The sequence below is a fragment of the Pseudorhodoplanes sp. genome (assembly GCF_035565795.1).
Lineage (GTDB): Bacteria > Pseudomonadota > Alphaproteobacteria > Rhizobiales > Xanthobacteraceae > Pseudorhodoplanes.
Genome location: NZ_DATMRV010000011.1, coordinates 1 through 9,452, shown reverse-complemented (window position 1 = coordinate 9,452; position 9,452 = coordinate 1). Strand labels below are relative to the sequence as shown.

Sequence of the window (9,452 nt, the reverse complement as noted above, 5' to 3'; positions counted from 1 at the left end):
CTGATGGCCGAGCAGAACTTCAACCAGGCCATCCGCATCGCCGACCGCGGCTATGTCATCGTCCACGGAAAAATCGAGTTCGAAGGCAAAAGCGCTCACGACCTCAACAACAACGACCTCATCAAAAAATTCTACCTGGGACTCTGAGCGGCAACACGATATCAGGCTCCGCTTCTTCCCGAGATGAGGGTACAGCAAGCCTTCGAAGGGCCCGCATCCCGCTTTATGATTCGAAGAGCATCGCTGGTGCGATGCTCATGATTCGGGATGCATTGCTTATGCGTTGCTCCCCACCATGAGAGGAAGCAGGCGCGACGCCGCCGCCTTCACGGCCGCCAATCCCGCACGAGCAGTCAACGACCGGCATTGGGGCCTGATTGACTCACTGGCGACGGAAAGACCGGAAACCGGAACGACCTGCTCCCGGTTTCCGCGGAGAGACGAACGACGATACGACGGGCGATCATCGCCCGCCTTATGTCGGCTCTTTCATCCGCGTCACGCTGACGAACTGCTTGCCCGACATATAACGCCGTTCATTCGCAATCTCCGGACGCGGGCGGCCTTCCTTGTCGCCGTCGAAGGTCAGTTCGAGCAGCAGGCCGCTCGGATCGTGCACGAACAACTGCCAGAGATTGGTGCCGGGCACGATCTGCGCACGCCATTCCCTGCCCGTTGCCTGTACGCGCGCGAGGCACTCGTCCCAGCCTCGCACCATCAGACTGAGATGATCGACGGCACCGGTGCCATCAGGCGCCTTGCCGTCGACCAGCGCCGGACTGCCGGCATAGACGTGGATGATCGCTGTGCCGTCCCCGAGCGCGAGCCACGCGCCGGGAAATCCGAAATCCGGCCGCGGCGCCAGCGTCAGGCCGAGCACCTCGGAATAGAATTTCACCGTCGCATCGAGATCGACGGTCTTGATCGCCAGATGAAACAATCCGATCGTCTGCATGATCTGCCTCCGCGTCGTTTGAGTGGCGCTTCTGTGCGGCACTTCACTGCGCCTTGAGTCTCGCTCTGCAGCACCCGGTCGCAGGCCACAACGTGGAACCGATCCGCGCCGCGACCCGCTTCGGCCTTCATTCCCCGCCGCTATTTGGCTTTTGCGTAGGGATAGATCAGCTTGCCGGAAGCGTAGGCCGGCGGATCGACCACCACCTGCGTATGCATGTCGCGGAATTGATCGACACCATTGCCCTTGACGTTGCGGAACTGCACCTGCAGCACGCGCGACTGCGCCCATTCGCCCGACTTGTCGAACTTGACGTCGCCAAGCACCGTCTTGAACGTATTGGCGTGGATGTATTCGGCGAGCTTCTTGTCGTCGAGACTCTTGGTCGCCGTTACCGCCTGCTCCAGCACCTGCATCTGCGCATAGGCTTCCGTCGCCATGTAATAACCGAGCGGATCGACGCCCTCCGCCGCGGCGCGCGACTGATATTTCTTCATCATCTCGGCGACACCGGGGAACTGCATCTTCTCGACCGGCAGCCAGAAGTCGTAATTGACCCAGCCGTTGAGCAACGGACCGAGTTGCGCTTTCATCGCGGTGTTCTGCGGGCCGACCATGGCACCGCCGATCAGTTTCGGCGTGAAGCCGATCTCGGCGACGGCGCGCACCATGCCGACAGAATCCGGCGGATAGGAACACACCACCACGACGTCCGGTTCGGTCGCGGCGATCGCGCGCACGATCGGCGTAAAGTCGGTAGTCGCCGGCGGATAGGTCTTGTCGTAGACGATCTTCAGGCCCGCCTTCTTGGCATTCTCGCGCGCGCCGTCGGAGGCATTGCGGGAGAATTCCTGGTCGGCGGCGACAATCGCCACCGTCTTCGGCTTCGGATCCTGCTTCATCGCCAGATCGATGAAACCCTTGGTGAAGGACGGCTTCGGATCCGGTCCCGACGGGATCATCACGAAATACTTGTCGTACTTGAACTCGGTATTGACGCCGAGCCCGAGCAACCCGATGAACATCTTCTGGCGCTGCATCACCACCGGCATCGCCGGCGCCAGCATTGCTGTCGCATAGCCGCCGATCACCAGATCGACCTTGTCGATGTCGAGCAGCTTGGTGTAGATGCCCGGCACCGTCGACGGATTGCTCTGGTCGTCATAGTAGATCAGTTTCACCGGACGGCCGAGCAAGCCACCCTTGGCGTTGATATCCTCCTCCCAGATCTTCTGGGCGAGCAGCGCCGATTTGCCGTTCGGGCCAAGACCACCGGTCATCGCCATGCTGTAGCCGATCTTGATCGGCTCCTTGCTCTGCGCTGCTGCCGTGCCGGTGGAAAAGGCCAGCGCCGCCAGCGCACAGCCTGCGCCCACTGCACCGGACAGAAACAGGGATTTGATATGCGTCACCATTCGTCGTCCTCCCGTTGATTGTTTTATGGTCGGTCGTCTCAAGCGGATCGCTCGTATCCTGTCGCGTCATCGGAGCCGATGATGTCATCAGGTCTTCATGCCGATATGCGTCTCTCCTCTGCTGCCGATAATGATCTCGGCGCGCGCCGTAGCAAACGGCGTGCGATTATTTGGTGAATTCGCCGGCCTCCAGCATCACCGTTTCCACTTCTCCGGCACCACCCCGGCGATGCGCCGCCGCCGCATCGTATTCCGGCGAACGAAAGCAAGCGACACCCTGCTCGAAGGTCGGGAATTCAATCACCACGAAGCGGTGGAATGTCGCCGGCCCCTCCATGATCTCGTAGCGGCCGCCGCGTGCCAAGACCTTACCGCCATATCTGGCGAGGATGCCGGGGACCTGATCGGTGTAGCGCTTGTACGCCACCGGATCGGAAATGCGTGAACGGGCTATCCAATAGGCTGGCATGTTGTTTCCTTTGCCGAGCGGTGACACCGTAGCTCCCGCGCCGTGACCGAGGGAGACTCGCATGCCCCGCAAGATCATCGACATTTCCGTGCCGCTTGAAAACACCGTTTTTGCGGATCCGCCTGGCTACGGCCCGGAAATCGAGTACCGCGATCACCGGCAGACCGCCGGCGAGATCCTGCAATTCTTTCCCGGATTGACGGAAGACGAACTGCCCAACCGCGAAGGTTGGGCGATGGAATGGGTGCGCCTGTCGACGCATTGCACAACGCATCTCGATGCGCCGTATCATTTTGCCTCGACCATGGACGGCGGAAAGCGCGCCATCACCATCGACGAGGTGCCGCTCGAATGGTGCTTTCAGCCCGGCGTGAAGCTCGATTTCCGCCGGTTTCCCGACGGCTATGTGGCAACAGCGCGCGATGTCGAAGACGAACTGGCGCGCATCGGGCATTCACTTTCGCCATTTGAAATCGTGCTGGTGAACACCCGCGCCGGCGCTGTCTATGGCGAACCGAATTACGTCGCCAGCGGCTGCGGCATGGGACGCGAGGCGACGCTCTACCTGCTGGAGCGCGGCGTGCGCGTCACCGGCACCGACGGCTGGAGCTGGGATGCGCCCTTCGTGCACACGAAGGCGCGCTACGCCGAAACCAGGGACGCAAGCCTGATCTGGGAGGGCCACCGCGCCGGGCTCGAGATCGGCTACTGCCATATCGAGAAGCTTCACAATCTCGAAGCACTGCCGAGCCGCGGCTTTCAGGTGAGCTGCTTCCCGGTCAAGGTACGCGGCGGTTCGGCCGGATGGACGCGGGCGGTGGCGATCATCGACTAGAATGTGTTCGGCGATGCATGCCCTCCGGCCCGACCCGAGGGCGGACTCTCGCCCACGAGACGGAAAACGTTCGAAACGATGGGCTCCAGATTTTTGATCTAATGCGTTTTCTTCACGCGAACGAAAGTCCGCTTCGCTCGAAACGCTCTTAATGGTTCCACGGCGATAGCGGCAGGATCACCGCTCGACGAAATCGGCGCATTTCTGCACCGCTGCTTCGCCACCCCACGGCGCGATCGGCACGCTCGAGGTCGAGTTCTTCGGCGAGCCCTCGATGATGCGGTCGGAGTAGACCATATAGACAAGCACGTTACGCTTGACGTCGCAGCCGCGCACGATCTGCATCTTCTTGAAGAATAACGAACGACGCTGGCGGAACACGTCCTCGCCCTGCGAGAACTTCGCCTTGATGCGGATCGGGCCGATCTGCCGGCACGACAGCGAAATATCCGAGACTTCCTCGGCGACACCGATCCAGCCCTTGAAGCCGCCCTTCTCCGGCACGGTGAAATGGCAGGCGACGCCTTCAACCTCCGGATCGTCGAGCCCGTAGGTCGCAAGCTTGTCGTTCGGCGACAGCCATTTGAACACCGTTGACTTCTTGAAAATCAGATCCGGTTCGTCGGCGGCATGCGCCGGAACCAGATTGATGGCGAGAGCGGCCAACGCAAACAGCAGAACAGATCGGCGCACGGCAGGGCCTCCCGGAGAACCGTCGAAAGCGGAGACTGAAAATAGGAACGCTCGCCGGGAATGAAAGGGCGCGCTCTTGGTCTCCCTCAGAAAAGCCAGCCCGTGCCTGAGCACATGTCTCGGGTCCAGATGCAGACCAATTGTTTCCTTCCCTCATCCTTCGAGGCACGTCCGCGGGCGTTCCTCGGGATGAGGTGCAAGCTCTCGTTCCGCCTCTTCTTGAAAGCCAGCCGCTCCGCGTCATCCCAAGCCAGCGCGAAGCGGCCCTCGACGAACAATGCGCCCCCGCAGAAACTACGACCGCAAGGGGACGCCTCTTTCGCAGCAGGCTTTGTGCCTGCTACGCCGCATTCTTGCGCGCGCTCACCACCTGCTCGGCCGGACGGCCGGTCAGTTCCGCCATATGATCGAACTGACTGGTGAAGCTGCCGACGCCGGCACTGGCGGAGCGTACCTCGACGATCAGATCGCCGATCTCCGCCTCCGGCATCATCGCCCTCACCACGTCCCAGCCTTCCCAGCCCTCACGCGTATTGAAGCCGAGGATCTGCGCGCGGCGCGCCGACAGGATGGCGTTCATCCGCGCCGACGCCTCGCTCGGCGTGACGATCTCGACCAGATGGATCGGCTCCAGCAGCACCGGCTGGCACTGCGGCAAGGCTTCCGCGATTGCCAGGCGCCCGGCCATGCGGAATGCCTGGTCGGATGAATCGACCGTGTGATACGAGCCATCGACAAGCGCCACAGCGATATCGACGACGGGAAAGCCGAGCGGCCCGTGCTTGAGACCCTCCTTGATGCCGCCCTCGACCGAGGGGATGAAATTGCGTGGCACCACGCCGCCGGTGATCTTGTCCTCGAACACGAAACCGCCGCTGCGCGGCAGCGGCCGGATGTCCAGCACCACGTCGCCGTATTGCCCGTGGCCACCTGACTGCTTGCGGTGCCGCCCGCGGACCTGGATCGGTTTGCGGATCGTCTCGCGGTAGCCGACCGCCGGCTTGTGCGTCTCGATGGCGATGCCGAAACGCTGCATCAGCCGTGTCGTGGCAACGCGCAGATGCATCTCGCCCTGCCCCCACAACACCACTTCATGCATTTCCGGATTTTGCACGATGATCAGCGAGGGATCTTCTTCCGTCAGTTTGGCGAGCGCCAAGCCGAGCTTGACGTCGTCCTTGCGCTCCTTGGCCGACACGGCCACCGCCAGCACCGGCGGGTCCGGCCTGATCGCAACGAGTGGCGGCAACGCTTCTTTGCCAGCCGACAGCGTGTCGTCGGTTGCGGCGTGATCGAGCTTGCCGAAGGCGACGGTGTCGCCGCTCGCCGCCGCCGTGCATTTATCGAACTGCTGGCCCATCGCCTTGAAGACACCGGACACCCGCCCGGCCTCACGCTCCGGCGTCGAGAATACGGTGCCGTCGCTGACTTCGCCGGCCAGCACCCGCGCCAGCGATAGCTTGCCACCGTGTTGCGTGTGCAAAGTTTTGAACACCAGCGCGAGCGGATCGCGGCTGCTGCCGACGCCGAGACGCTGCGCCGTCTGCGCGACGCCGGCCACTTCGTGACGCAACGCCTTCAACAGCCGCAGCACGCCATTGGTGCGCGTCGCGCAACCGAGCAGCACGGGGCAGACCTGCCCGTCGCGCAAGTCCTTTGACAGATCGTCGAACACGACATCGCGCGGCGGCTGGATATCCTCCAGCAATTGTTCAAGCAGCGCGTCGTCGTGATCGGCGAGCGTTTCCAGCATGGAGAAGCGCGCCGACTTGCCTTGGTCGAGCGTCGTGCCTTCGAGCGGCACCACTTCGGATGGCGCCGCTTCCTTGTAGACAAAGGCGCGCTCTAGCGCGAGATCGACGAAGCCGGTGATGATGTCGTGCGAGAATGTCGGAACCTGCCGCATCAGCAATTTGACACGCGAGGCAGGCTGCAAAGCGAGCAAGGCGTCGTGGACGCCGGCATCGGCCTTGTCGATCTTGTTGAGGAATAGCAGGCGCGGGATTTTCTGCTCTTCGAGCTCGCGCAGGATGAGCTGAAGTTGCGACAGCTTCTTCTCGTCGAGCTCGCAGACCACCACCGCCGCATCGACGACCGGCAGCGCGGCGCGCATGTCGTGCATGAACTCGATCGAGCCGGGACAGTCGATGAAGGTGTAGCTGTCGCCCATGAACGTCGTCGTCGCCACCGACAGTTCGACGCTCATCTTCTGGTAACGGGCCTCCTTGCTGGCATCGCCGACCGTGGTGCCAGCCTCCACCGTACCCTGGCGCGAGATCGCGCCGGTACGGGCGAGGATTGCTTCGAGCAGCGTGGTCTTGCCGCTCTGGAACGGCCCGACCAGCGCGATACAGCGGGGGCCGCGCGAGCCGGATCCCGCGCCGGCGGCGGATCCCTCCGCGGCCGCTTCGCCGGGTGGGTTACCTTGTGAGTTGCCCGGTGGGTTGCCCGGTGGGTTGCCTTGTGGACTGCCTTGGGCAGCATCCTGCTGAGACAGGGTCGTCTGAGACATGCGCGCCTCCCTGCTGCGGGCGGCGCATGGACCGTCGCCGGCCCGGCAGGGTCATCGTCTCAGGGAAAGAAGGGGCCGGTCAAGGGCACAGATATTGTTCCGGCATGAGGAATCCCCCTGCGGACTCGTCCGCAGGCTGCAATCGGGCTTCGGCCTGCAGGCAGCGGTCGCAAAGGCCCGTCAGGACGGCGCCGCCACAAAGCATTCGATTTCCTTCAGCAACAGCTCCCAGGCTGGCTCATCGGGCAGCGGTACATGGTTTTCGGACGGCAGCGTCGCAAAGCGCGCGCCGGGAATCATCGCCGCCATCATCCGGCTCTGCGCGACCGGCACGACATGGTCGTCGCGTGCGTGCAAGACCAGCGTCGGGACGCGCAGGCGCGGCAGCAGTTCGACGATATCGATATCGTCGCAAGCCACGCGCAGCCGTGCCGCCATGTCGCCCGAAGTGGTCAGCTTCTGCATCTCGGCAAACCAGCGGATCTGCTCCGGGGAGCCGTTCGGCAGATACAAGGATGCAAAAGCCCGCATGAAGGCGGAATCGGCACGTCCCCATCCTTGCCGCATCATCCCGAGCACCGTCTGGGCCGTTGCCGCATCGTCGGCGGAGCCGCGCCGGTTGCGGCCCTGCGGATAGCCGCCATACAGGATCAGACGCGACACCCTGTCCGGATGTGCCACGGCAAAGGCAACCGCGGTGGCCGCGCCTTGCGACAAGCCGAGCAACACGAAACGCGGCAGATCGAGCGTCGCGACCACTGTCTCAAGGTCGCGGCAAAACGCCGCGAACGAGACGTCGGCGGCCTCCCAGTCCGCGAGCCCGTTGCCGCGGCCGTCGTAACGGATCAGACGAAAGCGGGCCGCGAGCCGCCGCAACATCGGTGACCAGATCGGACTCTGCCAGTCATATTCCAGATGATTGAGCCAGTTGGCGGCCTTGACCAGCGGCGGCCCATTGCCGACCGCCGACACCGCAAGACTGACGCCATCGGACGTGCGACAGAAGCTGATCTGCTGATCAAGATCGGCTGCACGGTCGAGCGTCCAGGGATCGTCGCCGGCATCCGTCTGCACCGTGCCGACGAAGCGCACACCCTTGCGCGCCACGGTTTTGATCAGCCGCTGCGCGGTACCGTCGTCGCCGATCACCTTACGCGCAGCATTGATGCGGGTGGCAAGCGTCGATTCGGAAACGATCCGCCCGTGCCACACATGCGCGATCAGGTCGTCGCGGGTGACCACCCGGTCGCAATTCCGGATCAGCAATTCGATCAGATCGAAGACCTGCGGCTCGACCGGAATCAGCGCGCCGCCGCGACTGAGTTCACGCCGCGCCCCATCGAGCATGCAGTCGCCAAACCGATAGCGCACCAAATATCTCCGAGCGCCATAGCCGACGGGAAAATGCAGTATTTCTCAAGGAGAAATCAAGGCCGGCTCAAAGCCGCCGCGCCCGCGTCGAGGCATGCTCTCCCCCAACACCGTGGTTGGACGGGAGGTCCGGATGGTTCGCCCCGACAGAGACTATCGCCGCTGCAGCAACGGCGTGATCGACTACGACTATTATCGCGCGCTGGCCACGCGGCTACGGCGCAGAAGCCGCCGCCGCCTGCTGGCGGCGGCAGCCATAGCGCTCAGACACTACTTGAGGTTGCCGCAGAAGCGCTGGATGCGCTGGCAGGCCTCGTCGAGGTCTTCCGTCTTCGTCGCATAGGAAATGCGGAACGCCGGGCCGAGGCCGAAGGCCGAGCCCTGCACCACCGCGACGCCTTCCGCCTCGAGCAGTTCGGTGACGAAATCCTCGTCGGTCTTCAGCACCTTGCCGGTCGGCGCGGTCCTGCCGATGGTGCCGGCGCAGGACGGATAGACGTAGAAGGCACCCTCCGGCGTCGGGCATTTGATGCCGTTCGCCTGGTTGAGCATCGAGACGACGAGGTCGCGGCGCTCCTTGAACACCTTGTTGTTGGCAGCGATGAAGTCCTGCGGCCCCTCCAGCGCCTCGACCGCCGCCCATTGCGACACCGCCGAAGGATTGGAGGTGGACTGCGACTGCAGCATTGCCATCGCCTTGATCAGCGGCTTCGGACCGCCGGCATAGCCGATGCGCCAGCCGGTCATGCAATAGGCCTTGGAAACGCCGTTGATGGTCAGCGTGCGCTCGTAGAGCTTCGGCTCGACCTGCGCCGGCGTGTAGAACTTGAAGTCGTCATAGACGAGGTGTTCGTACATGTCGTCGGTCATGACATAGACATGCGGATGACGCACGAGCACGTCGGTCAGCGCCTTGAGCTCTCCTTGCGTATAGGCGCCGCCGGTCGGGTTCGACGGCGAGTTCAGGAGAAACCATTTGGTCTTGGGCGTGATCGCCTTCTCGAGCTGCGCCGCCGAGATCTTGAAGCCCGACTCCATGGAGCAGACGACCTCAACCGGGGTGCCGCCAGCGAGATAGACCATGTCCGGATAGCTGACCCAATACGGCGCCGGGATGATCACCTCGTCGCCGGGGTTCAGCGTCGCCATGAAGGTGTTGTACAGCACCTGCTTGCCGCCAGTGCCGACCGTAATCTGCGACG

8 protein-coding genes are annotated in these 9,452 nt (G+C 63.2%); 1 reads left to right on the top strand and 7 read right to left on the bottom strand.

The annotated features are described in order from the left end of the window. Positions 1-475 precede the first annotated feature (475 nt). The 3 genes from VNZ93_RS00955 to VNZ93_RS00945 form a co-directional block, all read right to left on the bottom strand. Complete coding sequence (locus VNZ93_RS00955) at positions 476-955, bottom strand: VOC family protein (protein WP_325698760.1); 480 nt, start codon at positions 953-955, stop codon at positions 476-478. A gap of 140 nt (positions 956-1,095) precedes the next feature. Continuing rightward, entirely contained in the window at positions 1,096-2,370 is a 1,275-nt protein-coding gene (locus VNZ93_RS00950; protein WP_325698757.1) for an amino acid ABC transporter substrate-binding protein, read from the bottom strand. Between the two features lie 166 nt (positions 2,371-2,536). Beyond that, a complete protein-coding gene (locus VNZ93_RS00945; RefSeq protein WP_325698754.1) occupies positions 2,537-2,866 on the bottom strand; it encodes a DUF1330 domain-containing protein in 330 nt (109 codons plus the stop codon). A gap of 34 nt (positions 2,867-2,900) precedes the next feature. On the opposite strand from VNZ93_RS00945, the gene VNZ93_RS00940 reads away from it, so the two are divergent. Next, positions 2,901-3,674: a cyclase family protein gene (locus tag VNZ93_RS00940; protein WP_325698752.1), complete on the top strand. Its 774-nt coding sequence runs from the start codon at positions 2,901-2,903 to the stop codon at positions 3,672-3,674. A gap of 177 nt (positions 3,675-3,851) precedes the next feature. On the opposite strand, the gene VNZ93_RS00935 is transcribed toward VNZ93_RS00940, so the two are convergent. The 4 genes from VNZ93_RS00935 to VNZ93_RS00920 form a co-directional block, all read right to left on the bottom strand. Next, a complete protein-coding gene (locus VNZ93_RS00935; RefSeq protein WP_414709940.1) occupies positions 3,852-4,367 on the bottom strand; it encodes a CreA family protein in 516 nt (171 codons plus the stop codon). Between the two features lie 340 nt (positions 4,368-4,707). Then, a complete protein-coding gene (locus tag VNZ93_RS00930; protein ID WP_325698749.1) occupies positions 4,708-6,879 on the bottom strand; it encodes an elongation factor G in 2,172 nt (723 codons plus the stop codon). 180 nt (positions 6,880-7,059) lie between these two features. After that, positions 7,060-8,250, bottom strand: a complete 1,191-nt coding sequence (locus VNZ93_RS00925; RefSeq protein ID WP_325698746.1) for an alpha/beta fold hydrolase — start codon at positions 8,248-8,250, stop codon at positions 7,060-7,062. Between the two features lie 270 nt (positions 8,251-8,520). Beyond that, positions 8,521-9,452 (bottom strand): pyridoxal phosphate-dependent aminotransferase (locus tag VNZ93_RS00920; RefSeq protein ID WP_325698744.1); only part of this gene is annotated, 932 nt, incomplete at its 5' end.

Bases quoted from the DNA above. Each gene is read 5' to 3' on its own strand.
- VNZ93_RS00955 (WP_325698760.1), bottom strand. From the start codon at position 955: ATGCAGACGATCGGATTGTTTCATCTGGCGATCAAGACCGTCGATCTC.
- VNZ93_RS00950 (WP_325698757.1), bottom strand. From the start codon at position 2,370: ATGGTGACGCATATCAAATCCCTGTTTCTGTCCGGTGCAGTGGGCGCA.
- VNZ93_RS00940 (WP_325698752.1), top strand. From the start codon at position 2,901: ATGCCCCGCAAGATCATCGACATTTCCGTGCCGCTTGAAAACACCGTT.
- VNZ93_RS00930 (WP_325698749.1), bottom strand. From the start codon at position 6,879: ATGTCTCAGACGACCCTGTCTCAGCAGGATGCTGCCCAAGGCAGTCCA.